23 protein-coding genes and 1 tRNA gene are annotated in these 26,759 nt (G+C 69.6%); 10 read left to right on the top strand and 14 right to left on the bottom strand.

All coding sequences use genetic code 11. The features are described 5' to 3' along the window. Positions 1-168: 168 nt before the first annotated feature. The 5 genes from G6N34_RS00170 (at position 169) to G6N34_RS00150 (ending at position 7,830) form a co-directional block, all read left to right on the top strand. Positions 169-4,050: a Pls/PosA family non-ribosomal peptide synthetase gene (locus G6N34_RS00170; protein WP_085152360.1), complete on the top strand. Its 3,882-nt coding sequence runs from the start codon at positions 169-171 to the stop codon at positions 4,048-4,050. Then, positions 4,047-5,402 carry a M1 family metallopeptidase gene (locus G6N34_RS00165; RefSeq protein WP_085152361.1) on the top strand — a complete coding sequence of 452 codons (1,356 nt, stop codon included), beginning with the start codon at positions 4,047-4,049 and terminating at the stop codon, positions 5,400-5,402. Before G6N34_RS00170 ends, G6N34_RS00165 begins: the two co-directional genes overlap by 4 nt. After that, positions 5,399-6,640 (top strand): hypothetical protein, encoded by a 1,242-nt coding sequence (locus G6N34_RS00160; protein WP_085152362.1) that lies wholly within the window; start codon positions 5,399-5,401, stop codon positions 6,638-6,640. The genes G6N34_RS00165 and G6N34_RS00160 overlap by 4 nt, the downstream gene beginning before the upstream one ends. A gap of 168 nt (positions 6,641-6,808) precedes the next feature. Continuing rightward, the gene (locus tag G6N34_RS00155) at positions 6,809-7,486 is read left to right on the top strand and encodes a polyprenyl-phospho-N-acetylgalactosaminyl synthase PpgS (protein ID WP_407663198.1); all 678 of its coding nucleotides are present in this window, start codon (positions 6,809-6,811) and stop codon (positions 7,484-7,486) included. Next, positions 7,483-7,830 (top strand): DUF2304 domain-containing protein, encoded by a 348-nt coding sequence (locus G6N34_RS00150; protein ID WP_085152364.1) that lies wholly within the window; start codon positions 7,483-7,485, stop codon positions 7,828-7,830. The genes G6N34_RS00155 and G6N34_RS00150 overlap by 4 nt, the downstream gene beginning before the upstream one ends. 4 nt (positions 7,831-7,834) lie before the next feature. Here the strand turns inward: G6N34_RS00150 and G6N34_RS00145 are convergent, their stop codons facing one another. Continuing rightward, positions 7,835-8,776: an NAD-dependent epimerase/dehydratase family protein gene (locus tag G6N34_RS00145; RefSeq protein WP_085152365.1), complete on the bottom strand. Its 942-nt coding sequence runs from the start codon at positions 8,774-8,776 to the stop codon at positions 7,835-7,837. On the opposite strand from G6N34_RS00145, the gene G6N34_RS00140 reads away from it, so the two are divergent. After that, the gene (locus G6N34_RS00140) at positions 8,742-10,583 is read left to right on the top strand and encodes a hypothetical protein (protein WP_179965708.1); all 1,842 of its coding nucleotides are present in this window, start codon (positions 8,742-8,744) and stop codon (positions 10,581-10,583) included. The genes G6N34_RS00145 and G6N34_RS00140 overlap by 35 nt on opposite strands. Here G6N34_RS00140 and G6N34_RS00135 read toward each other — a convergent pair. Further along, positions 10,504-11,322 carry a hypothetical protein gene (locus G6N34_RS00135; RefSeq protein ID WP_085152367.1) on the bottom strand — a complete coding sequence of 273 codons (819 nt, stop codon included), beginning with the start codon at positions 11,320-11,322 and terminating at the stop codon, positions 10,504-10,506. The two genes, G6N34_RS00140 and G6N34_RS00135, sit on opposite strands and share 80 nt — an antisense overlap. Positions 11,323-11,398: 76 nt before the next feature. Here G6N34_RS00135 and G6N34_RS00130 point away from each other — a divergent pair, with 76 nt between their 5' ends. Beyond that, positions 11,399-11,788, top strand: coding sequence for a carboxymuconolactone decarboxylase family protein (locus tag G6N34_RS00130; protein ID WP_109788514.1), 390 nt, complete (start codon positions 11,399-11,401; stop codon positions 11,786-11,788). A 136-nt stretch (positions 11,789-11,924) separates the two neighbouring features. On the opposite strand, the gene G6N34_RS00125 is transcribed toward G6N34_RS00130, so the two are convergent. Continuing rightward, positions 11,925-12,000 (bottom strand) — tRNA-Thr (locus G6N34_RS00125). A gap of 28 nt (positions 12,001-12,028) precedes the next feature. Next, on the bottom strand, positions 12,029-13,243 hold the full coding sequence (locus tag G6N34_RS00120) for a DNA polymerase III subunit delta' (RefSeq protein ID WP_085152369.1): 1,215 nt from the start codon (positions 13,241-13,243) through the stop codon (positions 12,029-12,031). Positions 13,244-13,293: 50 nt separating this feature from the next. Between G6N34_RS00120 and G6N34_RS00115 the strand changes: the two genes are divergently transcribed. Then, positions 13,294-14,937: an adenylate/guanylate cyclase domain-containing protein gene (locus G6N34_RS00115; RefSeq protein ID WP_407663197.1), complete on the top strand. Its 1,644-nt coding sequence runs from the start codon at positions 13,294-13,296 to the stop codon at positions 14,935-14,937. Positions 14,938-14,977: 40 nt separating this feature from the next. On the opposite strand, the gene topA is transcribed toward G6N34_RS00115, so the two are convergent. From topA to G6N34_RS00100, 3 genes are all read right to left on the bottom strand, one after another. Next, positions 14,978-17,776, bottom strand: coding sequence for a type I DNA topoisomerase (gene topA, locus G6N34_RS00110; protein ID WP_085152370.1), 2,799 nt, complete (start codon positions 17,774-17,776; stop codon positions 14,978-14,980). Between the two features lie 114 nt (positions 17,777-17,890). Continuing rightward, complete coding sequence (locus tag G6N34_RS00105) at positions 17,891-18,490, bottom strand: hypothetical protein (protein WP_085152371.1); 600 nt, start codon at positions 18,488-18,490, stop codon at positions 17,891-17,893. 72 nt (positions 18,491-18,562) lie between these two features. Then, entirely contained in the window at positions 18,563-18,766 is a 204-nt protein-coding gene (locus G6N34_RS00100; protein ID WP_005138711.1) for a cold-shock protein, read from the bottom strand. A gap of 217 nt (positions 18,767-18,983) precedes the next feature. Here G6N34_RS00100 and G6N34_RS00095 point away from each other — a divergent pair, with 217 nt between their 5' ends. Further along, positions 18,984-21,314: a DNA 3'-5' helicase SftH gene (locus G6N34_RS00095; RefSeq protein WP_407663196.1), complete on the top strand. Its 2,331-nt coding sequence runs from the start codon at positions 18,984-18,986 to the stop codon at positions 21,312-21,314. 235 nt (positions 21,315-21,549) lie between these two features. Next, a complete protein-coding gene (locus G6N34_RS00090) occupies positions 21,550-22,185 on the top strand; it encodes a PAS domain-containing protein (protein WP_085152373.1) in 636 nt (211 codons plus the stop codon). Here the strand turns inward: G6N34_RS00090 and G6N34_RS00085 are convergent. Genes G6N34_RS00085 through ssd form a run of 7 tightly spaced genes read right to left on the bottom strand, consistent with a single transcriptional unit; the run spans position 22,175 to position 26,635 of the window. Then, a complete protein-coding gene (locus G6N34_RS00085; RefSeq protein ID WP_085152374.1) occupies positions 22,175-22,567 on the bottom strand; it encodes an Rv3654c family TadE-like protein in 393 nt (130 codons plus the stop codon). The genes G6N34_RS00090 and G6N34_RS00085 overlap by 11 nt on opposite strands. Then, positions 22,497-22,814: a TadE family type IV pilus minor pilin gene (locus G6N34_RS00080; RefSeq protein ID WP_085152375.1), complete on the bottom strand. Its 318-nt coding sequence runs from the start codon at positions 22,812-22,814 to the stop codon at positions 22,497-22,499. The genes G6N34_RS00085 and G6N34_RS00080 overlap by 71 nt, the downstream gene beginning before the upstream one ends. Before the next feature lie 14 nt (positions 22,815-22,828). Then, complete coding sequence (locus G6N34_RS00075) at positions 22,829-23,032, bottom strand: DUF4244 domain-containing protein (protein ID WP_085152376.1); 204 nt, start codon at positions 23,030-23,032, stop codon at positions 22,829-22,831. A gap of 24 nt (positions 23,033-23,056) precedes the next feature. Continuing rightward, positions 23,057-23,620, bottom strand: coding sequence for a type II secretion system F family protein (locus G6N34_RS00070; RefSeq protein WP_085152377.1), 564 nt, complete (start codon positions 23,618-23,620; stop codon positions 23,057-23,059). After that, positions 23,617-24,402: a type II secretion system F family protein gene (locus tag G6N34_RS00065; RefSeq protein ID WP_234812919.1), complete on the bottom strand. Its 786-nt coding sequence runs from the start codon at positions 24,400-24,402 to the stop codon at positions 23,617-23,619. The genes G6N34_RS00070 and G6N34_RS00065 overlap by 4 nt, the downstream gene beginning before the upstream one ends. Further along, complete coding sequence (locus G6N34_RS00060) at positions 24,399-25,568, bottom strand: TadA family conjugal transfer-associated ATPase (RefSeq protein ID WP_085152378.1); 1,170 nt, start codon at positions 25,566-25,568, stop codon at positions 24,399-24,401. Before G6N34_RS00060 ends, G6N34_RS00065 begins: the two co-directional genes overlap by 4 nt. Then, positions 25,565-26,635 (bottom strand): septum site-determining protein Ssd, encoded by a 1,071-nt coding sequence (gene ssd, locus G6N34_RS00055; RefSeq protein WP_085152379.1) that lies wholly within the window; start codon positions 26,633-26,635, stop codon positions 25,565-25,567. Before ssd ends, G6N34_RS00060 begins: the two co-directional genes overlap by 4 nt. Positions 26,636-26,759: the final 124 nt, after the last annotated feature.

Genomic DNA, 26,759 nt, shown 5'->3' with positions numbered 1-26,759 from the left:
CGGTCGTCCGATGACGGTCGACGTGATGACGACTCCGCGGCGAAGGAGTACTCCCCTCTGACAGCCAGTCTGTCAGGTCTACCCGCAAAGTGAGAACTCGTCACCAAAACGCCCGCTTGACGCGACGGTGCCGATGCCGATGCCGCGGGCGCTTAGTATTTTCGACTTGTGGCAGCGGACCCCGTCTCGCAGATCCCCCCGCAGTATCTGCTCTCGGGGGATGCCCCGGAACCCCGAACCCTGATCGACATCCTCTACGAGACCGCGGCGCGGTATCCAGACGCCGCAGCCATCGACGACGGCGACGTCCAGCTGACATACAGCGAACTGATCACCGACATCGAGGACAGCGTCGCGTGGCTGGCCGCGCGGGGCATCGGTCGCGGCGACCGGATCGGGATCCGGATGCCGTCGGGCAGCTATGCGCTCTACGTCGCAATCCTGTCGGCCCTGGCCACGGGGGCGGCCTACGTCCCCGTCGACGCCGACGACCCCGCCGAACGGGCCGAACTGGTGTTCTCCGAGGCCCAGGTGGTCGGGATCATCACCGAGGCGGGCCTGGTCCGCGGGTCCGGTTCGTCGCGAGGGTGGCGGGCCGGGGCACCGCTGGGGCGCGACGACGCGTGGATCATCTTCACCTCGGGCTCGACGGGTACCCCCAAGGGTGTCGCGGTCACACACCGCAGCGCCGCGGCCTTCGTCGACGCCGAGGCACGGATGTTCCTGCAGGACAACCCGATCGGGCCCGGAGACCGCGTGCTGGCCGGGTTGTCGGTGGCCTTCGACGCGTCCTGCGAGGAGATGTGGCTGGCGTGGCGCCACGGCGCGTGCCTGGTGCCCGCCCCACGGTCACTGGTCCGCAGTGGCATGGACCTCGGCCCGTGGTTGGTGTCCCGCGACATCTCGGTCGTCTCGACCGTGCCCACGCTGGCCGCGCTGTGGCCCGCCGAAGCTCTCGAACAGGTGCGGCTGCTGATCTTCGGCGGCGAGGCGTGCCCGCCCGAACTCGTCGAACGACTCGCGGTCGAGGGCCGCGAAGTGTGGAACACCTACGGACCCACCGAGGCCACCGTGGTGGCGTGCCTGGCGAAGCTCGACGGCACCGGGCCCGTCACGATCGGCCTGCCGCTTCCCGGCTGGGACCTGGCCGTCGTCGACCCCGAGGGCAATCCCGTCGGCTACGGACAGACCGGGGAACTGGTGATCGGTGGGGTCGGCCTGGCGCGCTACCTGGACCCGGACAAGGACGCCGAGAAGTACGCCGAGATGCCGACACTGGGCTGGTCGCGCGCCTACCGCAGCGGTGACCTGGTCCGACTCGAACCCGACGGGCTGTGCTTCCAGGGCCGCGCCGACGACCAGGTCAAGGTCGGCGGACGGCGCATCGAACTCGGCGAGGTGGACTCCGCGCTGGTCAACCTCCCGGGCGTCTCCGGCGGCGCCGCGGCTGTGCGCCGGACCGCCAGCGGCACTCCCCTGCTGGTCGGTTACGTGGCGAGCACCGACCCCGACTTCGACGTGCATGCGGCCCGCGCGGCGCTCGCCGAGTCGCTGCCCGCCGCCCTGGTGCCCCGCCTGGTGCTGGTCGACGAACTGCCGACCCGCACCTCGGGCAAGGTCGACCGCGACGCGCTGCCCTGGCCCGTCGGCGACGCCGATGCGGATGACACCCTCGAACTGGCTGGCACCATGGGGTGGCTGGCCGGGCTGTGGCGCGACGTGCTGGGTGCGCGCGTCGACGGACCCGAAGCGGACTTCTTCGCCCTGGGCGGCGGATCGCTGGCCGCGGCGCAACTGGTCGCGGCGCTGCGCGCGCGCTACCCCGAGGTGACGGTCGCGCAGTTGTACGACCACCCCCGGCTGGGATCGCTGGCCGGGTTCCTCGACGAACTCGCCCCACCGGTCAAGGTTGAAACTCGCCGCGTCGAACCGACCGGCGTGGGCACCCAGGCCGTGCAGGTCGCGGCCGCCCTGCCGCTCGCGACACTGACGGGCCTGCAGTGGGTGACGTGGCTGGCGCTGGCCAACAATGTGCTCGCGGCCGTACATCCGCTGCCGTGGCTGGCGGAGCTCAACTGGTGGTGGGTGATCGTCGCGTTCGTGCTGTTCATCACCCCGCTGGGACGGATGGGCATCGCGGCCGTGGCCGCGCAGATGATGCTGTCCAACCTGGAGCCCGGCACCTACCGCCGCGGCGGCTCCGAGCACCTGCGGGTGTGGCTGGCCGAGCGGTTGTCGGAGGCCAGCGGCGCGGAGAACCTGGCTGGCGCCCCGTGGCTGGTGTACTACGCCAGGGCGCTGGGTAACAAGGTCGGCAAGGGAGTGGACCTGCATTCCACGCCTCCGGTCACCGGCATGCTCACCCTTGGCCACCGCAGTTCCATCGAACCGGAGGTCGACCTGTCGGGACATTGGATCGACGGTGACCTGTTCCACGTCGGTCCCATCACCATCGGCAACGACGCGACGGTCGGCGCGCGCACCACGCTGCTGCCCGGCGCCGTGGTCGGCAAGAACGCCGACGTCGCGGCGGGATCCGGCGTCATCGGCAAGGTCAAGAACGGCCAGTACTGGAAGGGCTCGCCCGCGGTGAAGTCGGGCAAGGCCCGGCACCCATGGCCCGAACACCGCCCGCCGCGGGCCCTCGGTTGGGTGCCTGTCTACGGCGTGACGTCGCTGGTCCTGGGCGCGCTGCCGCTGCTCGCCCTGGCCGCGGGACTGGCTGTGATCGCCCTTGCGGTCCGGGATACGCAGACGCTGTCGGCGGCCATCGTGCCCGCGCTCCTGTGGGTGCCCGTCGCCACCCTCGCCTCGCTGGGGGTCTACGCGGCGCTGACGGTGGTGCTGGTGCGCCTGCTCTCCATCGGACTCACCGAGGGGTATCACCCGGTGCGCAGTCGGGTGGGCTGGCAGTTGTGGGCCACCGAACGCCTGATGGACGGCGCGCGAAACTACCTCTTCCCGCTGTACGCGAGCCTGCTCACACCGATCTGGCTGCGCCTGCTCGGCGCCGAAGTGGGCCGGGGCACCGAGATCTCGACGGCCCTGCTGACGCCGAAGTTCACGGTCATCGAGGACGGTGCATTCCTGGCCGACGACACGATGGTCGCCAGCTACGAACTCGGCGGCGGTTGGATCCACGCCGCCAAGGCCACCATCGGCAAGCGCGCTTTCCTGGGCAACTCCGGCATCACGCAACCCGGCCGCCGGGTGCCCGACGACGGCTTGGTCGCGGTGTTGTCGGCGACGCCGCCCAAGGCCAAACGCGGATCGTCGTGGCTGGGCAGTCCGCCGATCCGCCTACGCAGGCAACCCACGGCGGCCGACGCCCTGCGGACGTTCCACCCGTCGCTCGGGCTTCGAATCATGCGCGGCGCGGTCGAGACCTGCCGCCTGATCCCGGTCATGGTGTCGTTCGCGATCGGGGTGGCCGTCTTGGGCGCCCTGCAGGCGATCGCGCACCACTTCGGCTGGGGATGGGCCACGCTGTCCGGCGGGGTCGTGCTGCTGGCCGCGGGAGCTTTAGCCGGAACCATCTCGGTGATCGCCAAATGGGTTGTGGTGGGCCGCATTCGAACGGTTGAACATCCACTGTGGTCGTCGTTCGTGTGGCGCAACGAGGTCTCGGACACGTTCGTCGAGACCGTGGCCGCGCCGTGGTTCGCCCGGGCCGCCAGCGGCACGCCCGTGATCAACATCTGGCTGCGGGGCCTGGGCGCCGACATCGGACGCGGGGTGTGGTGCGAGACGTACTGGCTGCCGGAGGCCGACCTGGTGACCCTCGAGCGGGGCAGCACCGTCAACCGCGGTTGCGTCGTGCAGACCCATCTCTTCCACGACCGCATCATGCGGATGGACACCGTCGTCCTCGAAGACGGCGCGACGCTGGGCACACACTGCGTCGCGCTGCCCGCCGCCCGACTGGGCGCGGGTGCGACAGTCGGGCCCGCGTCCCTGGTGATGCGCGGTGACGAGGTGCCGTCGTCCACCAGATGGCAGGGCAATCCCATTGCCCCCTGGCCGGTCTCGGGCCGGAAGCGACGCCGATGAGAAAGAACAGGAGTGCGCCCGGGAAGCCCCCGGTCATCGACCCGTACCTGCCGCGCAACGGCAACTACGGCTATCGGGTGTCCCGCTACGAACTCGACCTCGAATACCGGGTGTCGGCGAACCGCCTCACCGGGTCGGCCACCGTCACCGCCGTCACGCTCGCGGCGCTCAGTTCGTTCTCGCTGGACCTCTCGGATGCGCTGCGAGTGTCCAAGGTTTCGGTGAACGGACGGCGCCCCCAGGGGTACCGCACCTCCGACGGCAAGCTCCGCATCACCTTGGCCGCACCGCTTCCCGCGGGTGCCGCGATGACCGTCGAGGTGCGCTACAGCGGCAATCCGCGTCCGATCCGCAGCCTGTGGGGTGAGGTCGGCTGGGAGGAGCTGACCAACGGGGTGCTGGTGGCCGGGCAACCCAACGGCGCGGCGTCGTGGTTCCCGTGCGACGACCACCCCGGAGCCAAAGCCAGCTACCGCATCCAGATCAGCACCGACAGCCCGTATGCCGCGATCGCCAACGGCGCGTTGACGTCTCGCCGGGTGCGGGCCGGCCAGACCACCTGGACCTACGAACTCGCCGAGCCGACGTCCACCTATCTGGTGACCCTGCAGATCGGTGACTACGTGGCGCACAAGCTGCCGAAGTCGGGCAAGGCCGAGAAGGCCGACAAGGACTCGGTGCCGATGCAGGCGTTTCTTCCCGCACACCTGCGGGACGACTTCGACCACGACTTCGCCCGCCAACCGCAGATGATGAAACTGTTCACCAAACTGTTCGGCCCGTACCCACTGGTCGACGGGTACACCGTCGTCGTGACCGATGACGATCTCGAAATCCCTTTGGAGGCACAGGGAATCTCGATCTTCGGCGCCAACCACTGCGACGGCAGCAGGCGCTCGGAACGGCTGATCGCCCACGAGTTGGCGCATCAGTGGTTCGGCAACAGCGTGACGGTGCGGCGGTGGCGCGACATCTGGCTGCACGAGGGCTTCGCGTGTTACGCCGAGTGGCTGTGGTCGGAGGAGTCCGGTGGCCCCAGCGCCGACGAGTGGGCGCGGCACTACTACGAGAAACTGGTCGACTCACCGCAGGATCTGCTGCTGGCCGACCCGGGCCCGGAGGACATGTTCGACGACCGCGTCTACAAGCGCGGCGCGCTGACCCTGCACAGCCTGCGGGGTGTGCTCGGTGACAAGAATTTCTTTGCACTGCTTCGGGATTGGACCACGCGGCACCGGCATGCCACCGTCGTCACCGACGACTTCACCGGCCTGGCCGCACATTATGCCGAGGAGACACTGCGGCCCCTGTGGGACGCCTGGCTTCATTCGACCGCGGTTCCGCAGCTGTGACCGACGCGGCCGTCCCCACCGGGCCCTCGGGGCCCGTCACCCGCAGCGGGGTCGCCCGCGTGGGGATGGCCACCGCCGTCACTGCGGTGTGCGGGTACGCGGTGCTGTATCTGGCCGCGCGTGACCTCGATCCGGCCGGCTTCTCGGTCTTCGCGGTGTTCTGGGGCGCCTTCGGTCTGGTCACCGGCGCCGCCAACGGCCTACTGCAGGAGAGCACCCGCGAGATTCGACTGGCCAGCAGACAGGCCCCAGGCGGTGCCGTCACGCGGCCGATGCGACTGGCCGCCGTCGTCGGCCTGGTGTCAGCCGCGGCGGTCGTCGCGACCGCACTCCTGTGGTCGTCGCACGTGTTCGTGCAGGCCCGATGGCTGTCGGTGCTGCTGCTGGCCGCGGGCCTGGCCGGGTTCTGTCTGCACGCCACGCTGCTCGGCATGCTCGCCGGGGCGGGCCACTGGTCGCAGTACGGCGCGCTGATGGTGACCGACGCGGTGATCCGCGTGCTGATCGCCGGGGCGACCGTGCTGGTGGGCTGGGGCCTGGTCGGGTTTCTGTGGGCGACCGTCGGCGGCGCGCTGGCCTGGCTGCTTCTGCTGCTGGCCTCCCCCACCGCGCGCCTGACGGCGACCCTGGTCGCGCACGAGGACACCCGCGGATTTCTCCGCGGTGCGGCACACGCGGTGGCCGCGGCGGGCGCAAGCGCGATCCTGGTGATGGGCTTCCCGGTGCTGCTGCAGGCCACCGGCGGTGATCTCGGCGCCACCGGCGGCGTGGTGATCCTGGCCGTCACGCTGACCCGCGCACCGCTGTTGGTCCCGCTGACCGCGATGCAGGGCAACCTGATCGCGCACTTCGTCGATCAGCGTCGGCACCGCCTGCGCGCACTGCTGGCGCCGATCGCGCTGGTGGTCGGGGTCGGGGCGGTCGGCGTCGCGCTCGCCGCGGTCGCCGGGCCGTGGCTGCTGCGCGTGGGCTTCGGGCCGGACTACATCGCCGACGGTGCGCTGCTGGCCTGGCTGACGGCCGGCGCGGTCGCGATCGCGGTCCTGACAGTCACGGGCGCGGCAACCGTCGCCGCGGCCCGGCACCGGGCCTACTCGGCGGGCTGGGTGGGTGCGACGGTGGCCGCCGCGGCGCTGCTCGCCACACCGCTCGACCTGGAGACCCGCACTGTGGTCGCGCTGCTGTGCGGACCCGTGGTGGGCATTGCGGTGCATCTCGCCGCGCTGGCCAAGACCTGAGAGCGGGGCTGAGTTCCTGCGCGCCGAAGGTTGACTTGTTCGCGGGGCGTCCTGGGGGAATCGGTCAACAAGTCGACTTTGGGCGTGACCTCGGCGCGCTGACCAGGGCCTGCCAGCGACCCCGCGTAGCCTGTCACCATCGAAACGCAAGCTCACCCGCCCGACGGGGTGTGGGTCGTCGTCCCGGCCTATCACGAGGCGTCCGTCATCGCCGACGTCATCGCCGACGTGCGCACGGTCTTCCCGAACGTCGTCTGTGTCGACGACGGCAGTCGCGACGACACCGCGGCGCTGGCGCTGCGGGCCGGAGCGCACGTCGTCACCCACCCGGTGAACCTCGGCCAAGGCGCGGCCATCCAGACCGGCGTGGAGTACGCGCGACAGCGGCCCGGTGCCCGCCTGTTCGTCACGTTCGACGCCGACGGTCAGCACCGCGTCGCGGACGTCGTGGCGATGATCAACCGGATGGCCGAACCCGATCGCCCCGACATCGTGATCGGCACCCGGTTCGCGCACGGACCGCCGACACAGGTGCCGTGGCTCAAGCGGGTGATCCTGCGGACCGCGGCAGCCGTGAGTCCCGCGAGCCGCCGCCTCGGGCTGACCGATGCGCACAACGGGCTTCGGGTCTTCAACCGCACGGTGGCCGACGGCCTGAACCTCACGATGAACGGCATGAGCCACGCCAGCGAGTTCATCTCGCTGATCGCCGAGAACCACTGGCGCGTGGCCGAGGCGCCCGTCGAGATCCTGTACACGGACTACTCGATGTCGAAGGGACAGCCACTGCTCAACGGCGTCAACATCGTCTTCGACGGATTCCTGCGGCGGAGGATGCCCCGATGAACTGGATTCAGGGTCTGCTGATCGCCGCGGTGGTGCTGCTGCTGTTCTATCTGCTGCGCTCGCGGACCAACGCCAAGACTCGTGCCTGGGTCAAGGTCGGATATCTGCTGTTCGTGGTCACCGCGGTCTACGCGATCCTGCGCCCCGACGACACCACGGTGGTGGCGAACTGGCTGGGCGTGGCCCGCGGCGCGGATCTGATCGGCTACGTGCTGATCATCGTGTTCATCTTCACGACGATGAGCACCTACATGCGCTTCCGGGACCTGGAGTTGAAGTACGCCCGACTGGCTCGTGCCGTGGCACTGCAGAATGCCCGCGAACCGGGGTCCGAGGCGCCGTAGCGGATCAGCGTCCGTGCGAGCGGAAGTACTCCACGGTGCGCTGCACGCCTTCGGCCAACTCGACCTGAGGTCGCCAGCCCAATACCTGCTCGGCGCGGCTGATGTCCAGGCAGGACCGCTTGAGGTCACCCAACCGCGGCGGGTGGAACTCCGGATCGTCAGGCGCGCCCGCAGCCTTGGCCACGGCCGTGTGCAGCTCGCGGTCCGAGGTCTCGATGCCGGTGCCGACGTTGAACCGCAACCCGCTGCCGGCCCCGCCTGAGGCCTTGACGAACGCGTCCACGACGTCGTCGACGAACACGTAGTCGCGGGTGTTCGACCCGTCGCCGAAGACCTTGGTGGTCCTGCCCTCGAGCAGGGCCTGCGCGAAGATCGCGACGACGCCGGCCTCACCGTGCGGATCCTGACGGGGTCCGTACACATTGGCGGGCGCGATGTGGGAGCAGTCCAGGTCGTAGAGGTGGCGGAACGTGTTGAGGTAGATCTCGCCGGCCACCTTGCCCGCGGCATAGGGCGAGTGCGGGTCGGCGGGCACGCCTTCACCGGTCGGAAACTCCGTTGGCACGCCGTAGATGGATCCGCCCGAACTGGTGTGGACGATCTTGCGCACGCCAGCCTTGCGTGCCGCCTCGGCGACCCGGACCGTGCCCAGCACGTTGACCGAGGAGTCGAACTGCGGGTCGGCCACCGAATGCCGGACGTCGATCTGCGCCGCGAGGTGGAACACCACCTCGGGGTGGTACTGCGCGAAGATCGCGTCGAGGTCGGCCGTCACGATGTCGGCCTCGGCGAAGAAGAATTCGGGCTCGTCCGAGAGGTGCTCGATGTTTGTGGCCCGACCAGTCGCGAAGTTGTCGAGGCCCACGACCGAGTGGCCGTCGGCCAGCAGCCTGTCCACCAGGGTGGATCCGATGAAGCCGGCAGCGCCGGTGACCAGTGCTCGCATCCGCCCCAATCTACCCAGGTATGAATGCAGGGTGCGCGCCCGTTCTGTCGCTGTGATCGCCGCCACCCTGATCGGGGTGGCCCTGGCGGTCCGCGGCGTGCTCGCGTTCGGGGGCTACTTCTACTGGGACGACCTGATCCTGGTGGGCCGGGCCGGGACGCAGGACCTGCTGTCGACGGGTTACCTGTTCGACGATCACGACGGCCACGTGATGCCGGGCGGATTCCTGCTGGGCGGACTGATCACGCGCGCCGCACCGCTGGTCTGGTTCTGGCCCGCGGCGTCGTTGGTGGTGCTGCAACTGCTGGCCTCGCTGGCACTGCTTCGGACGCTGCACGTGATCCTGGGCTGGCGCCCCGTACTCCTGGTGCCATGGGTGTTCGCACTGTTCACCCCGCTGGGCGTGCCGGGTTTCGCGTGGTGGGCCGCGGGGCTGAACTCGCTGCCCATGCTGGCCGCGCTGGCCTGGGTATGCGGCGATGCGATCCTGTTGGCGCGCACCGGCAATCAGCGTTATGCGGCAACGGGCGCGCTCGTGTTCCTCGGCGGCCTGCTGTTCTTCGAGAAGGCCGCCGTCATCCCGTTCGTGGCGTTCGCCGTGGTCGCCCTGCTGCTCCACGTACAGGGGGAACCACGACCGCTCGTGGCGGCGTGGCGGCGCGGGACGCGGTTGTGGGCCGCGTCGTTGGCCCTGACGGCGGTGTGGATCGCGCTCTATCTGGTTGTGGTGGACCAGAAGCGGTGGAGTTCGGATCTGTCGATGACGTGGGATCTGCTGAGCCGCTCCTTCACCCACGGCATCGTGCCGGGACTCGTCGGCGGTCCCTGGACGTGGCAGCGCTGGGCGCCCGCCTCACCCTGGGGGGTGCCGCCGACGACCGTCATGGTGTTGGGCTGGGTGGCGCTGGCCGCGGTCGTGGCCCTCACGTTCTGGCGCAAACAGCGGATCGGCCCGGTGTGGCTGTTGGCGCTGGGATACGCAGTGGCCTGCCAGATCCCGATCTACCTGATGCGCTCGTCCCGATTCACCGCACTGGAGTTGGCGCAGACCCTGCGCTACCTGCCGGATCTGGTGGTGGTGCTGACGCTGTGCGCCGCGGTCGGATTGTGTGCGCCCAACCGCCGGGGCAGCGAGTGGTTGGACGCCTCGACGCGCCGGACGGTGCTGGTGACGGCGGCCGTGGCGGCGTTCCTGGTCAGCAGTCTGTACTCCACCGCGACGTTCCTGACCAGTTGGCGCGACAACCCGACCCGGGCCTACCTGCAGAACGCACAGGCCAGTCTTGCTGCCGCACAGCAGGTTTCCGACGCACCTGTGCTGGACCAGGAGGTCGATCCGATGATCCTGCAGCGGGTGGCATACCCGGAGAACCTGGCCAGCCACATGTTCGCCCTGCTGCGTGACCGGCCCGAGTTCGACTCGTCGACAACGAAACTGCGCATGCTCGACTCGGCCGGACACCTTGTCGACGCCAACGTCACCTGGGTCCGCATGATCGCCCCGGGCCCGACGCCGAACTGCGGCTACCTGACCCAGCCGGACAGCCCGGTGCGGATGCCCCTGGACGGCCCGCTACTGCCCGCGGACTGGACAGCCGAGATCAACTACCTGGCCAACAGCGAGGGATCGATGGTGCTCACGCTGGACGAAGGACTGCCCGCCAAGGTGCCCGTCCACCCCGGGCTCAACCGGGTTTACGTGCGCCTCTCAGGCGCCGGGCACGCGATCACGGCACAGGCTGCAACCGCCGCGCTTTCGGTGTGCCTGGCTTCAGGCCCGCTGGGCCACCTGGCGCCTGCCCGCTGACGAATCGGCGGGCCGCACTTCCGTCCGCGAGTTGACCACGCTGGTCCGGGTTCCTCCAGTAGTGCAGCACCACCCGATTCAGCGCCTCGGGATCGTCGGAGAAGAAGCTGGCGTCGACATGCCCGGCCGGCCCCGTGGCTGTGAAGAACCGCACCGCCTCCGGGACGCCGTAGCGCCCCGGAACTTGATCGGTGACGTCGACGAGATCCGACCAGGGGACGCGCTTGGTCCGCCATCCCGAACTGAAGGTGATCTCCTCGTCAGTGAGGCGCAGGTACCCGTGCGGGCTCGCCGAGCGAAACCACGTCGGCGCTTGAGTCAGGCCGTAGGCCAGCAGGAACACCGCGGCCCAGATCGCCTTCCAGAACGCTTCCGCGTTGATCGGGTCGACGGGCACCGCGAGGCGGCCGGTCCAGGTCAGGACGATCGCAAGGGCCGCGGTGACCGTGAGGCAGTACGTCATCGCCCTGGTGAACGCACCGTGCACCGGGTCGGGCTCGAACGTGGTGCCGCGCCGGTCCCAGCGGGCATGACGACGGATCGCACCCATGTGGATCCAGGCGGTCCCGATCAGCATGAGAAGCAGCGAGAAGGTCAGCCCCAGCGCGATCGAGGCCACCGCGAGATCCCCCTGCACGATGCTGTGCAGGAACCAGACCATGGCCCCGCCAGCGCCGGCGCCGAGCACGATGAGCCTGACCCAGCGAGTCACGGGATGCGTGCGCCAATCCTTCGCCATGCATAAACCGTAGCACTATTTCCGTAGCACCGCATCACTTCCGCAAGGAGCGGTCGGCTGTGCCACAGTACTTCGTATGACTAACTTGCGTGACGAGGGTCTCAACGTCTTCCGCGAGATGCTGCCCGGCATCCTCCCCGCCGACCTCCCCAACGAGAAGGTGAACTTCGGCAAGGGCTTCGCCAACGAGTTGATGGAGATCGGCATCGAGGGCATCTTCGGGCGGCTGTGGTCCCGCGAAGGCCTGGCCCGCCGGGACCGCAGCCTCGTCACCCTCGGCATCCTGATAGCGCTGGGTGCCGAAGACGAGCTGGAGTCACACTTCCGCATCGCCAAGCAGAACGGGCTGACCGACGAGGAGTTGGCCGAGGTGGTCTACCACGCCAGCGGCTACGCGGGCTTCCCGGCCGCCAACACCGCCAAGGCCGCGGCGCTGCGCGCCTTCAAGCCGGACCACGACCTCTGAGCGGACCCTCGCGGGGCTCGGCCGGGTCTCGGCCGCCTGAAATGTGCGGAATTGTCGCGAAAACACGGTTCCGAGCTGCATTTCCGCACAAAAGACGGGGAATACCAAGGAAGGCAGGCGCTGAGCCTGCCTTCTGTGGAGCCGCCTGGGGGAATCGAACCCCCGACCTATTCATTACGAGTGAATCGCTCTGCCGACTGAGCTAAGGCGGCGTGCCCGGAGCACCGGGCCCAGGAGAGTCTACAGGTCGCTGCGGAGTGCTTGACCCACGGTGGCCACCATGGCGTCGACGGCGAATTTCGGCTTCACGTTGATCGCGAGCGCCTCTCGGCATTCGAGCACGGCTTCGATGCAACGCAGCAGCCGATCCGGCGAGGCGTGGTCGGCCATCGCGGCCACCTTTTCCGCCATATCCGGGTGATTGGCCGTGATTCCGGCGCTGCCCGTCGACACCATCAACGCGTCCCGGAAGTAGCTCGCGAGGTCGATCAGCGCGCGGTCCAGGGCGTCGCGGGATGCCCTGGTCTGTCGGGACTTCTGCCGCTTCTCCAGATCCTTCATCGCGCCGGCGGCGCCCCGCATGGTGCCCGCGGTGCCCTTGCCGGTGCCGCCCGCACCGAGCGCCGTCCGCAATTCCTCGGTCTCGACTTCGTTGCGCCCCTCGGTGAGCGCCTTGGCCTCGGCTTCGGCCGCCGCCACCAACTCCTCGGCCGCGGCGTACGCGCGTGAAGGCGTGGCGGCGTCGCGCGCCAGACCCAGCGCGCGTTTGCGCCGATCCCGGGCCTCCGGGTCCGTCGCCAAACGCCGGGCCCGGCCGACGTGCCCGCCGCTGACCGACGCGGCCCACCGGGCCTCATCGGGGCTGAGCCCGTCGGTGTCCATCAGCACCCCGGCGATGGCCTCGGGCGGCGGCGTCACCAATGCCACATGCCTGCACCGCGACCGCAGGGTGATCGCGATGTCCTCGGGGTCCACCGACGGCGCGCACAACAGGAACACCGTCGACGGCGGCGGCTCCTCGACGACCTTCAGCAGGGCGTTGGCCGCGCCCTCGGTGAGACGGTCGGCGTCCTCGATCACGACGATCTGCCAGCGGCCGGTGCTGGGCCGCCGGGACGCGGTCTGCACGATCGCGCGCATCTCGGTGACACCGATCGAGAGTCCCTCAGGAATGACGCGGCGGACGTCGGCGTGCGTACCCGCCATGGTCGTCGTGCAGTTCTTGCAGGTTCCACAACCCGGTGTCCCGTCCGATGCGCACTGCAGCGCGGCCGCGAAGCACAGCGCGGCCACGGACCGGCCAGAGCCGGGCGGTCCGGTGATCAGCCAGGCGTGAGTCATAGTTCCGGCTGTGACGCCGCTGTGAGTCTCGTCACCGCGGGCCGCCGCTGCGGCCGCCACCAGCTCCGCCTCCACGGCGTGTTGGCCCACCAATCGCGTGAAAACCCCGGACACCGGTCAAACAGTAGTGGTCGCGGCCGACACGGTGGACCAACAGGCGAGATGTGGGGTTCGGATTGGTCGGCCTTGACCGATACGGTAATCGGGTGACCACCGGGGAGGCGCCGCGCGGACGGATCAGCGCATTCGTCCGCTGGGTGGTGCGTACCCCGTGGCCGGTCTTCACGCTCGGCATGGTCCAGGCCGACATCATCGGCGCGCTGTTCGTCCTCGGCTTCCTGCGGTTCGGACTGCCGCCGCAGGAACGCATCCAACTCCAGGATCTGCCCCGGCTCAACCTTGCGATCTTCCTGGCCTACCTTCTGGTGTCGTTCGCGATCGGCGCGTTCGTCAGCCTGCGCCTGCTGGTGCCGGTGTTCCGGTGGCAGCGCCGCGACGGCCTGCTGACCGACTCCGACCCGGAGGCCACCGAGTTGGCGCGCACGCGCGCCCTGCGGATGCCGATCTACCGCACGGCCATCAGCCTGACCAACTGGCTGCTGGGCGCGTTCGTGTTCATCGCCGCGAGTTGGCCCGTGGCAGGTCATTCCGCGCCGGTCCTGGCGGTGGCCACGGGGCTGGGCGCCACCGCCACCGCCATCATCGGCTACCTGCAGTCCGAACGCGTGCTGCGCCCCGTGGCGGTCGCGGCGCTGCGCGGCGGTGTGCCGGAGAACTTCAGCGCGCCCGGCGTGATCCTGCGCCAAGTCCTGACCTGGGTGCTGAGCACCGGTGTCCCGCTGCTGGCGATCGTGCTCGCGGTGGTGGCCAGCAGATACTCCTTCCTGCGGGCCTCGGCCGATCAGCTGGTCACCCCGATCCTGCTGATGGCCCTGGCCGCCCTGGGGATCGGCTTTGCGGGCACGGTTCTGGTGGCGATGTCGATCGCCGATCCGCTGCGTCAGCTGCGGTGGGCGCTCGGCGAGGTGCAGCGTGGCAACTACAACGCGCACATGCAGATCTACGACGCAAGCGAACTGGGCCTGCTGCAGGCCGGCTTCAACGACATGGTGCGCGACCTGTCGGAGCGGCAGCGCCTGCGCGACCTGTTCGGCCGTTACGTCGGTGAGGACGTGGCCCGCCGCGCCCTGGAGCGCGGCACCGAGTTGGGCGGCCAGGAGCGCGACGTCGCGGTGCTGTTCGTCGACCTGGTGGGCTCGACGCACCTGGCGGCGACGCGTCCGCCCGGCGAGGTCGTCAGCCTGCTCAACGAGTTCTTCCGGGTGGTCGTCGACGTCGTCGCCCGCCACGGCGGATTCGTCAACAAGTTCCAGGGCGACGCGGCGCTGTGTATCTTCGGCGCCCCGATCGAGCATCCGGACGCCCCCGCCGCGGCCCTGGCCGCCGCGCGCGAACTGCACGACAACCTGCTGCCGGTGCTCGGTGACGCCGAGTTCGGCATCGGAGTGTCGGCCGGCCGCGCGATCGCCGGACACATCGGCGCGCAGGCCCGCTTCGAGTACACCGTGATCGGTGACCCGGTCAACGAGGCCGCACGCCTGACGGAACTGGCCAAGCTCGAATCCGGCCACGTGCTGGCGTCGGCCAAGGCCGTCAGCGACGCCATCGATGCCGAGGCGCTGTGCTGGGACGTCGGCGAGATCGTCGAACTGCGCGGACGCATCGCCCCGACCCAGCTGGCCCGGCCCATCAATCTTGCGGTGCCCGAAGGGTTGTCGAAGTCGGAGGTTCCCTCGGTCGAGGCTTGATTCAACGTCGAGGTCTGATTCAGCTCAGACCTGTCGCGGCTCAGGCCTTTTTCGCGGGCGCCTTCTTGGCGGCCTTCTTCGCGGGCGCCTTCTTGGCCGCGGTCTTCTTGGCGGCCGCCTTCTTCTTCACCGGACCGCGGGCACGCCGATCAGCAAGGAGTTCCGAGGCCCGCTCGTCGGTGATCGACAGCACGTCGTCACCCTTGCGCAGGCTCGCGTTGGTCTCACCGTCGGTCACGTACGGTCCGAAGCGGCCATCCTTGATCACCATCGGCTGACCCGACACAGAGTCGGTGCCGAGTTCACGCAACGGCGGCGTGGCCGCACCCTGGCGGCCGCGACGCTTGGGCTCGGCGTAGATCTTGAGCGCCTCATCGAGGTCGATCGTGAAGATCTGGTCCTCGGTGGCCAGCGAACGGGAATCCGTGCCGCGCTTGAGGTACGGGCCGTACCGCCCGTTCTGCGCGGTGATCTCCTCGTTCGTGGCCGGGTCGACGCCCACGACGCGGGGCAGCGACAACAGCTTGAGCGCGTCCTCGAGCGTCACGGTCTCGAGGTCCATCGAGCGCAGCAGTGAACCGGTGCGCGGTTTCGGACCCGTCGGCTTCTTACCCTTCTTGGCCGGGGTGCCCGCTTCGCCGTCGTCGGGCGGTTCAGGCAGCACCTCGGTGACGAACGGGCCGAATCTGCCGTCCTTGGCGACGATTTCGTGTCCGGTCTCCGGGTCGATGCCCAGGCTGCGGCCGCCCTGCGGGGTGGCGAACAGCTTCTCGGCCAGCTCAAGCGTCAGCTCGTCGGGGGTCAGGTCGTCGTTGAGGTTGGCCCGCTGAGGGGTCGGTTCGCCGTCCTCACCGGTGACCATGCGCTCCAGGTACGGGCCGTTGCGGCCGACCCGGACGTTGATCGCGCGGCCCTCGCTGTCGTCGAACAGCTTGATGGAGTTGACTTCTCGCGCGTCGATGCCTTCGAGGTTGCCGCCCACCAGCTGCTTGAGGCCGCCGGAGCGCGCGATCGAACCCTCGACGCCGTGCTCGCCGCCGAAGTAGAAGTTCGACAGCCAGTTGGTGCGCCGCTCCGAACCGGACGCGATCTCGTCGAGTTCGTCCTCCATGGCCGCGGTGAAGTCATAGTCGACCAACCGCGCGAAATGCTGTTCCAGAAGGCCGATCACTGCGAACGCCACCCAGGACGGCACCAGCGCGCTGCCCTTCTTGTGCACGTAGCCGCGGTCCTGAATGGTTTTGATGATCGACGAGTACGTCGACGGCCGCCCGATGCCCAGTTCTTCGAGCGCCTTGATCAGCGAGGCCTCGGTGTAGCGGGCCGGCGGATTGGTGGCGTGCCCGTCGGGGGTCAGGTTCTCGGCCCGGACCTGCTGGCCCTGCCGCAGGTTCGGGAGTCGCCGCTCGGCGTCGTCGGCCTCACCACCGGCCAGTTCGTCGACGGTCTCGACGTAGGCCTTCAGGAAGCCGGGGAACGTGATGGTGCGACCGCTCGCGGCGAACGTGACCTGCTGGCCCGACTCGGCCTGGCCGCTGATCCGCAGGCTCAAGGTGGTGCCGCGCGCGTCGGCCATCTGCGAGGCGACGGTGCGCTGCCAGATCAGCTCGTACAGCCGGAACTCGTCGTTGTCCAACTCGCGCCGCACCGCGTCCGGCGTCGCGAACGTGTCACCCGCCGGGCGGATGGCCTCGTGTGCCTCCTGGGCGTTCTTGACCTTGCGGGTGTACTGGCGGGCCGTCGGGTAGACGTAGTCCTCGCCGTAGAGCTGACGGGCCTGGTTGCGGGCCGCGTTGATGGCCGACTCCGACAGCGTCGTCGAGTCGGTACGCATATACGTGATGTAGCCGTTCTCGTACAGCCGCTGCGCGATGCTCATCGTGCGCTCCGAGGAGAAGCGCAGCTTGCGGCCGGCCTCCTGCTGCAGCGTCGAGGTCATGAACGGCGGGTACGGCCGACGGGTGTAGGGCTTGTCCTCGACCGACGCCACCGACAGCGACGCGCCGCGCAGCCCGGCGACCAGCGCACCCGCACTGGACTCGTCGAGCACCACGACCTCGGCGGGCTTCTTGACCGTCCCGAGGGAGTCGAAGTCGCGGCCCGTGGCCACGCGTTGACCGTCGACGTTGACAAGGCGCGCGGTGAAGACCGGCGGCGCAGCGGTCGGGTCGGAGACGCTGGCGTCGAGTTCGGCGACGATGTCCCAGTACGTCGCACTGCGGAAGGCCATGCGCTCGCGTTCGCGCTGCACGATGATGCGCGTCGCGACCGACTGCACGCGGCCAGCGCTCAGCTTCGGGGCCACCTTCTTCCACAGCACGGGTGAGACCTCGTAGCCGTAGAGGCGGTCCAGGATGCGCCGGGTCTCCTGCGCGTCCACCAGGTCGATGTCCAGTTCGCGCGGGTTCTCGGCGGCCGCACGGATCGCGGGCTCGGTGATCTCGTGGAACACCATGCGCTTGACCGGGACGCGGGGCTTCAGCGTCTCCAGCAGGTGCCAGGCGATGGCCTCACCCTCGCGGTCACCGTCCGTCGCCAGATAGAGCTCGTCGACGTCCTTGAGCAGGCCCTTGAGCTCGGTGACGGTGCCCTTCTTGTCCGGGCTGACGATGTAGAGCGGTTCGAAGTCGGCGTCCACGTTGACTCCGAGGCGGGCCCACGGCTCGGATTTGTACTTCGCGGGCACGTCGGCCGCGGCGCGCGGCAGGTCACGGATGTGCCCTCGCGACGACTCAACGATGTAGTTGGGGCCCAGATAGCCGGCGATTTTGCGCGCCTTAGTGGGCGACTCGACAATTACGAGCCGTCGGACGCTGCCATTGCCCTCATCGCCAGCCAACTGCGGTTACGCTCCTACGTCATTGATCGCCATGCAGGCCCCCATCCCTGCGGGCAACTGCCAATTTTGCATTGTGAACACCTAGACGCAAACTGACTCCCCCGCTGACCATTGTCATACACGGGGCCATTGGGAAAACGCTTCGACATCACCAGGTGGTTCCCCCACGTTCTCTACCAGGCGTAACAGGCGTCGACGGCCGCTGATCCGCAACGCCGGCCGGGTTCCGCGAGTTCCAATCAGAGTGGGTGCGATTCCCACCCGCATCAACGCCGAGGCGAGCGGCGAATGCGTGTCGGGCGCGTGCGGGTCCAGACCCAGCAGATACCGGTCGCCGTCGGTGTATCCGGCCGCCAGCGTCCAGGCGCGCAGTTCGCGCGACCCCGGCAACCAGTCCTCCGGCACGGTCTTGACCGCACCCCGGGTCCACTCGCGGGCCATGACGACCAGGCGCGGTTCGACACCGGTGCGCACCAGGGGCGTGTCCTCGTCGGTGCGGGCGATCTCCGGTTGCAGTCCGGCGTCCTCGATCATCTCGGCCAGACCCGTCGCCCGCCACGGCCGATCCACCACCACCGACAGGCGCGCGGCGACGCCCTGCGACCCCGCCGGGGCAGCCACGAGCACGATCTGTCCCGACGCAGCCAGCATCCCCGAGAGATCGGCGACCGCAGGCGGCACCGACTCCGCAGAGAAGAAGGACAACTGGCTCACGACACGACACTAAGGCAGACAAAACGTCCCGGGCGGTAGGAACCGCCCGGGACGCTTGTTGTCAGTTGAAACTCAGACGGCGCGCACGCCGGTTGCCTGCGGCCCCTTGGGGCTCTGGCCGACCTCAAACTCGACGCGCTGGTTCTCCTCGAGGGTGCGGAAGCCCGAACCCTGAATCTCCGTGTAGTGGACGAACACGTCAGCGGAGCCGTCCTCGGGAGCAATAAAGCCGAAGCCCTTTTCCGCGTTGAACCACTTCACAGTTCCCTGTGGCATCTTCCGATCTTTCCTTACTTTCCTACCGGGTGCGGTGCACCACCGTTGCGGAACACCGGGCCCGTTGTGACCGCACATCCCTCGCAGGAACCGCGACCGCAACGTCGATCCTGCGAGAGCGTTGCACACCACACAGAAGCTGCGACCACCCACATCAAATCATGATCAGAGCGTCCGCGACAGTCTCGTTGCAACGTTCTGGTGAACAATTACGGATGTGACGGCGAATTTCGGCAGCGAACTGCTCGCTGCGGCCCTTTCGGGCAGCGGAAGCCCCGCCGGAGCCCCCGTCGGCGTGGTCGACGATCCCATCCGGCACATCGCCGAACTGCCTGCTCGAAGCGGTATGACCGCGCCCTGGCCGGACTGGGTCGACCCCGACGTCGTGGCCGCGTTCACCGAGCGCGGAGTGCGGGCGCTGTGGTCGCATCAGGCCACGACGGCCCAGCACGCCCACGACGGCAGGCACGTCGTGGTGGCCACCGGCACCGCATCGGGGAAGTCGCTGGCCTATCAGGTGCCGATCCTGACCGCCCTGGCGCAGGATCCGCGGGCCCGTGCGCTGTACCTGTCGCCGACGAAAGCCCTGGGGCATGACCAGCTGCGCGCAGCGCATGCGCTGACCACGCAGATACCGCGCCTGGCCGATGTGGGCCCGACCGCCTACGACGGGGACACCCCCAGCGAGATCCGCCGGTTCGCGCGGGAGCGGTCGCGGTGGCTGTTCTCCAACCCGGACATGATCCACCTGTCGATGCTGCGCAATCACGCGCGGTGGGCGGTGTTCCTGCGCGGCCTGCGCTACATCGTGGTCGACGAATGCCACTACTACCGCGGCGTGTTCGGGTCGAACGTGGCGATGGTGCTGCGGCGCCTGTTGCGGTTGTGCGCGCGGTATGGGGGCGCCCCGACCGTCATCTTCGCCAGCGCCACCACCGCCTCGCCAGGCGAGACGGCCTCGGAGTTGGTCGGGCAGGCCGTCGTCGAGGTGACCGAGGACGGTTCACCGCAGGGCGAGCGGACCGTCGCGCTGTGGGAGCCACCATTGCGCACCGACGTCACCGGGGAACACGGCGCTCCCGTGCGCCGGACCGCCGGTTCGGAGGCCGCGCGCGTGATGGCCGACCTGGTCGCCGAGGGCGCGCGGACCCTGGCGTTCGTGCGGTCGCGCCGCGGCGCCGAACTGACCGCGCTCAGCGCCCGGTCTCGGCTCGAGGAGCGCGCGCCGCACCTGGTCGATCGCGTCGCGTCGTACCGCGCGGGATATCTCGCCGAGGACCGGCGCGTGCTGGAACGGGCCCTGGCCGAGGGTGAACTGCTGGGGGTGGCCACCACCAACGCGCTCGAACTCGGCGTCGACATCGCCGGGTTGGACGCCGTCGTGCTGGCCGGTTTTCCGGGCACCGTGGCGTCGTTCTGGCAGCAGGGCGGCAGGTCCGGGCGGCGGGGGCAGGGCGCGCTGATCGTGCTCATCGCGCGCGACGACCCGCTCGACACCTATCTGGTGCACCATCCGGCGGCGCTGCTGGACCGACCCATCGAACGTGTAGTGATCGACCCGACCAATCCCTACGTGCTGGGGCCGCAACTGCTGTGCGCGGCCACTGAACTGCCGCTCGAGGACGCCGAGGTGCGGACCTGGAACGCCGAAATGGTGGCCGAGTCGCTGGTGGACGACGGCCTGTTACGACATCGGTCGGGGCGATACTTCCCCGCGCCGGATGTGGATCCGCATCCCGTCGTCGACATCCGCGGGGCCGGCGGGCAGGTCGCAATCGTCGAGTCCGAGACCGGGCGCCTGCTCGGCGGTGTCGGCGCGGGCCAGGCGCCAGCGACAGTGCATCCCGGTGCGGTGTACCTGCACCAGGGTGAGACCTACGTCGTCGACGCCCTGCAGCTTGAGGACGCGGTGGCGTTCGTGCACGCCGAGGACCCCGGCTACACCACCTACGCCCGGGAACGCACCGACATCGCGGTGACCGGAGAGGGTGAGCGCGTCGACCTGGGCGAGGTCACCCTGGGGTTGGTGCCTGTCGACGTCTCCCACACCGTGATCGGGTATCTGCGCCGCACCATGGCCGGTGAGGTCATCGACTTCGTCGAGTTGACGATGCCCACCCAGACGTTGTCGACCGTGGCGGTGATGTACTCGATCACTCCGGAACTGTTGGCGGAGAACGGAATCGAAACCTTGGGCACACCGGGGGCACTGCACGCCGCCGAGCATGCGGCGATCGGCCTGCTGCCGTTGGTGGCCAGTTGTGACCGCGGGGACATCGGCGGACTGTCGACTCCGATCGGGCCCGAGGACGGACTGCCCACGGTCTTCGTCTACGACGGCCATCCCGGGGGCGCCGGGTTCGCCGAGCGCGGGTTCCGGCAGGCCGCGACGTGGCTGGGCGCCACGGCGGACGCGATCGAGGCGTGCGAATGCCCGCAGGGTTGCCCGTCGTGTGTGCAGTCGCCGAAATGCGGCAATGGAAACGACCCGTTGGACAAGCCCGGTGCGGTCAGGGTGCTGCGCACCGTGCTGGCCCGACTGGGGTAACGACCGACCCCTCAAACGATCGCCCCCAGGGGCGGCCAACACCAAACGCTCCGGCCGACACGCGTGATCGGGGCGACCGAGCGTCCTCCGAACGTACCGCTACCACCGACGCTGTGCAACCGCCCAACATTGCTGGCGAAACATTACAAGCGTCTGACACCGGCCAACCCGCCATGAGGCCGTTGCTGAGCGCCGCTTCGCACGCGTTTGTCCCCGCTCAGTAAGATCAGCCGATATGGGCCATGATTGGCTGCTGGTGGAGACGCTGGGCAGCGAACCCGCCGTCGTCGCGCGGGGACGTGAGTTGGCCGAGCTCGTCCCGATCCGGTCTGTGCTGCGGCGCAGTCCGTATCTCGCGGCCATCCAGACTGCCATCACCGAGACCGTCGCCTCAGGTACCAGCCTGGCGAGCATCAACCCCAAGGGCAGCCGGGTGATCTGCACCGAACCGGTCCGGATGACCGACGGCGCCGTGCACGGTGTACATGTCTGGGTGGGGCCCAAGGACACCGAACCGCCCGAACGCGCCATGCCCGGGCCGCTGATCTGGAATCTGACCACCGGACTGGCCACCGACACCGCGCAGTCGCTGCTCAACAGCGGCCTGGATCCCGACACCGACACCAGCCGAAGCCGCGCGTTCGTCGATGACCTGCCCGACCGCAACCTCAGCCCCATGGAGGCACGGGCCCTGGCCCGGGCTGGCGAGGCCGCACCGGGCACCACGTACTGCAACGTCTGGAACGTCGCCGACCAGGAGGGCAAGCCCATATCGGTCGGCTTCGTGGTCCGGGTCAACCTCGAACGCGTCGAGGGCGGAGCGCAGCACCGCATCGCACGGGCGATGAACTGGCGCGCTTCTACTCCGTGACCGGCCCGGCGCGCGCCGCAGCCCGCGCGACACCGACGATCGCGGCGGCCTCGACGTTGACGATGATGTCCAGGCCATCCACCTGACAGCCCACCACCGCGGTCGTCATCGCCGCCCCGACGTCCCGGCCCCGCGCGCAGGCGGCCTCGGGTCCCGACGGCAGCGCACCCGCGGCAGCCAACGCCGCCAGGTCTGCCGCGGCCTGTGCTCGATGCCGCGCCAGCACCGCCGAACCGATCTGCGCTCCCGCCATCGTCACGGCCAGCAGCGCGAGCATGAACAGGGCGGCCGCCACACTCGCGGCCCCGGAATCACCCCGACATCGACGGTTCCACGGCGGCAACGGCGTGCGCTCGGATCGGGATGCCCGGCAGCAGCGCATGCCGCGCCGTGACCGTCGCGATGACGAATCCGCCGTCACGACGCACATGGACCTCGGCGCCCGGCGGAGCCACCGACAGCGCCGTCGCCGTGGCCGCCGACCCATCACCGCGGGCCGCCAACCGGGCTGCCTCCCGCGCTGCGTCGGTGCACCGCACGCCGGCGATGACCGCCGTGACACCACTGACGCACAACACCGTGACAACCACCAGCGCGGCCAACGCCAGCGCGGCCTCGACCGTGCCCATTCCGGCATCACCGCTCAGACGGCGGTGTTCAGGGCACGAGTGATCAGGTTGGTCAGGGCGCTGACGATCGAGTCCCCCGTCACCACGCTGTAGAGGATCGCGCCGAACGCCGCGGCCGCGATGGTCCCGATGGCGTACTCGACTGTGGACATGCCGCTCTCGTCGACCGCCAGCAGCACCAACCTGTCCTTGAGCACACGTAACCTGTTCTCTTTCACTACTTTTCCCCTCTCCTCGAGCTGTCACATCAACCCTGAACCCAGGACATCGCCGGCCAGACCTGCCACCACCGGCACGATGCCCAGACATACGAATGCGGGCAGGAAACACAGGCCCAACGGACCGGCGATCACCACCGAGGCACGTTGCGCAGCGGCTTCGGCACGATGGCCGGTCTCCTGTCGCGACTGTTCGGCGAGTTCGGTCACCCCCGCAGCCAGTGCCGCACCCGACGACGAGGACCGGCGCGCCAACCGCAGCAGCGCGGTCGACGACTCGTCGAGTGGCTCGCCGGGCCTCGGCGCCCAGGCCCTCGCCGGATCCGCGCCGAGGGCAAGCAGATCCGCGGCGCCGCGCAACAGGTCGCCCAGGACTGGCGGTGCGGACGGTGCGGTCGCCCGCACCGCGGTGACGACGGCCATGCCTGAGATCAGGCAGACCGCCAGCACGTCCAGGCTCGACGCGACGGCCAACGGATCCGCGGCCTGCGGCGCGATCCGACCGACAGGGCGCACCTCCTTCGGGACCCGGGCGGGCCGACCGCTCAACAGCAGCGCAATCGCCAGGGCCAGCGCGGCGAGGATCATGGCGAACCCGTGATGTGATCAGCCCACAGCAGTCCGCAGCACACGAAGCCGACCCCGACCAGCAGGAACCATCCACCAGCGCCCCGGCTCAGCAGAAACGCGACGGGGTGCGCACCCATGAGTTGACCGAGCGCCAGACCGAGCACGGGCAGACCCGCCAGGATCGAGGCGGTCGCGCGGGCCCCGGCCATCCCCGCCTCGACGCGGGCACGGAACCGCTGCCGCTCCACGATGTCGCGTTGCGCCGCCCGCATCAGTGTCGCGATGGCCAACCCGTGGTCGACCGCGAGCCGCCAGAACACCGCCATCCGCTCCCAGTCTGCTGCGCGCGTCGAAGTGGCTGCAGCGCAGCGCAGTCCGGCGGGGACGTCGGCGCCGAGCAGGGCTCTGGCCGCCACGCCCCGAAACGCCGCGGCCACTTCACCGTGCGACTCCTGCGCCGCGACCATGAACGCCTGCACCGGGTGGGCGCCGACCCGCAGTTCAGACACCAGCACGTCCAGCGCCACCTCCATGGTGTGCGTGTCCCTCGTGGCGCGACGTTGGGCGATGCGGCGCCGGACCCGGGCCGAGATGGTGAGGGCCAGCAGCGCGCACGCGAGCCCGGCCAGAACTCCGCCCATCGCCGCACCCACAGCGATGAGAGCCAGCCACCCTCCGGTCTGCACACCCCGCATCGACCGCACGCGACGTTCGGCCGGGACCAACCGGCGTCCCGGCGGCGTGGGAGCGGCGACGATCGCGGCCGCCAGGCTCAGTGCCGCCCCGGCCGTACCGATCACGAGGCCCGCCTCGCAGCTACCGCAGCCTCGTAATCCTCTACAGCAGAGGTGAATCCACGGTCAACATGCCACACGGTCACGACCTCGCTGTGACCCGTGTGCGGGGAACGGCGTAACAGTGCGACCTCCGCCAACCGGCGCCGCCCGTCACGCAGACGGTCGACATGGAGCACGACCTGGACGGCTGCGCTGAGCTGGCTGTGCAGGGCGGCACGGTCGAGGCCGCCGGTCGCCGCCAACGCCTCCAGGCGGGCCGGGACTTCGGCGGCGCTGTTGGCGTGCACGGTTCCCGCACCGCCGTCGTGGCCGGTGTTCAACGCCGCCAGCAGATCCACGACCTCCGCGCCGCGCACCTCCCCCACCACAATCCGATCCGGGCGCATCCGCAGCGCCTGCCGGACAAGCTGGCGCAGGGTGATCTCGCCGGCCCCTTCGATGTTGGGGCCGCGGGACACCAGTCGGACGACGTGCGGGTGAGCCGGTGCCAACTCCGAGGCGTCCTCCACGCACACGATGCGCTCGCTCGCATCGACGGCCCCGAGCATCGCGCTCAGCAACGTTGTCTTCCCGGCGCCCGTACCGCCGGAGATCAGGTACGCCAGGCGCGCGGTGACGGTCTGAGTCAGCAGGCGCAACGCCTCAGGCGCAATGGCGCCCGCCGCCGCCAATCCGTCGAGGGTCTGGGTGGCTGGACGCAGTACCCGCAGTGAGATGCACGTCCCCTCGACGGCGATCGGCGGCAACACGGCGTGAAGGCGCACCGCGGCAGCACCGGCCGCCAATCCGGTGAGCACGGCATCGACCCAGGGCTGGGCGTCATCGAGGCGCCGACCCGCGACCAGCGCGAGACGCTGCGCGAGGTTGCGCACCGCCGCGTCGTCGGCGAACCGGATTGCGCTGCGGCGAAGCCGGATTCCGTCGTCGAACCACACCGAGTCCGGCCCGCTGACCAGAACGTCGGTGGTGCCCGGTGCGCTCAGCAGCGGTTCCAGTGCACCCGCACCCGTCAACTCGGTCTGCAGCATCCGCATGGTGGCCAGCACCTCGGTGTCACCGACGACGCCGCCGGTCTCGGCGCGAATGGCCGCGGCCACCTGGGTGGGGCGCAGCGGCGCGGACTCGGCCGCCAACCGTTCGCGCACCCTGTCGATCAGTGACGCGGTCATGCGGCCACCGCGCCGGGTCGGCGCTGCCGCAGAACATCCCAGACTCGGTTCGCCGCCGCGGCCAGGGGTGAGCGCGTCTTCACCGTCAGGCCCCCACGTTCGAGTCGCTCGCCGAGCAGCGGTTCGGGCCGCATCGACGCCAGCAGGGGAAGCTCGGTGATCGCGGCGACGTCGGCCGCGCGCAGTCCACCGGGCGCCGGACCGCGCACCACCACCCCGACGTTGGGGTTGACCGCCGCCACGGCCGGGGCGAGGGCGGCGGTGGCCGCACACGATCGGATGTCTGCGGGACAGATGACGACCACGAGGTCGGCAGACCCCAACGCGACGACGGCGGCATCGGACATGTGGCGCGGCACATCGCTTACCACCGCGGTGCCGCCGCGTCGGCCGGCTTCGATGACTGCCTCGGTGGCGCCGGGATCCGGATCACCGCCCCGACGAGCCCCGGACAGCACGGTGACGGTGCCGACCGCCGGCAGTGCCTGGCGCAGCGCGTCCCAGCTGACCCGGCCGGATTTGGCCTCAAGGTCCGGCCAGCGCAGGCCGGTTGTGCCCTCGGTGCCCAGCAGGAGGTCCAGCCCGCCACCGTGCGGATCCAGATCGACCAGCAGGGCCGACGAGCGAAGTGCCAGCGCGGCGGCGAAGACCGACGCGCCCGCACCGCCGCGGCCTCCAATGACCGCAAGCGACTCGCCCCGGTCCGTGTCGGCACGCACGGCCTCGTGGGTGCAGGCGAGCGCCGCCACGAGTTCTCCCGCCGCGTGCGGAAGCCGAAGGACCGCCTGGGCGCCGACCGCTATCGCGGCCCGGAAATCCTCGTCATCGGGTTGGGTCAGGGTCACGACGTAGACGTCGGGTCGTCGCGGCAGTGCGTCGGCGCACCGGCGTGCCGACGCCGTATCGAGTACGACGGCCAGTGCCGCCGACCATCCCGCGCGGGTGAGCGCGGCGGGCCCGGACACCCTCACGGTGCGCAGACCCGCAGCGGCGGTGACGGCATGGACCTCGTCACTCAGCGAAGAATCGTCGAGGAGAACTGCTACCGAACCGGTGTCTGCACTCACGAGGCCACAGTGCGGGCCGGAGGAATCGCGACGCCACTGCGGCACACCGAATTGTGGATCGATGCGGAACTGTGGACAGCCCGCTGCGCATTCGCCGAAAACAGGATTCCGCAACTCTGAAATG

The sequence above is a fragment of the Mycolicibacterium confluentis genome, assembly GCF_010729895.1.
Taxonomy (GTDB): domain Bacteria; phylum Actinomycetota; class Actinomycetes; order Mycobacteriales; family Mycobacteriaceae; genus Mycobacterium; species Mycobacterium confluentis.
The sequence above is the reverse complement of the archived record's forward strand: the minus strand, read 5'-3'. Positions and strand labels throughout refer to the sequence as shown.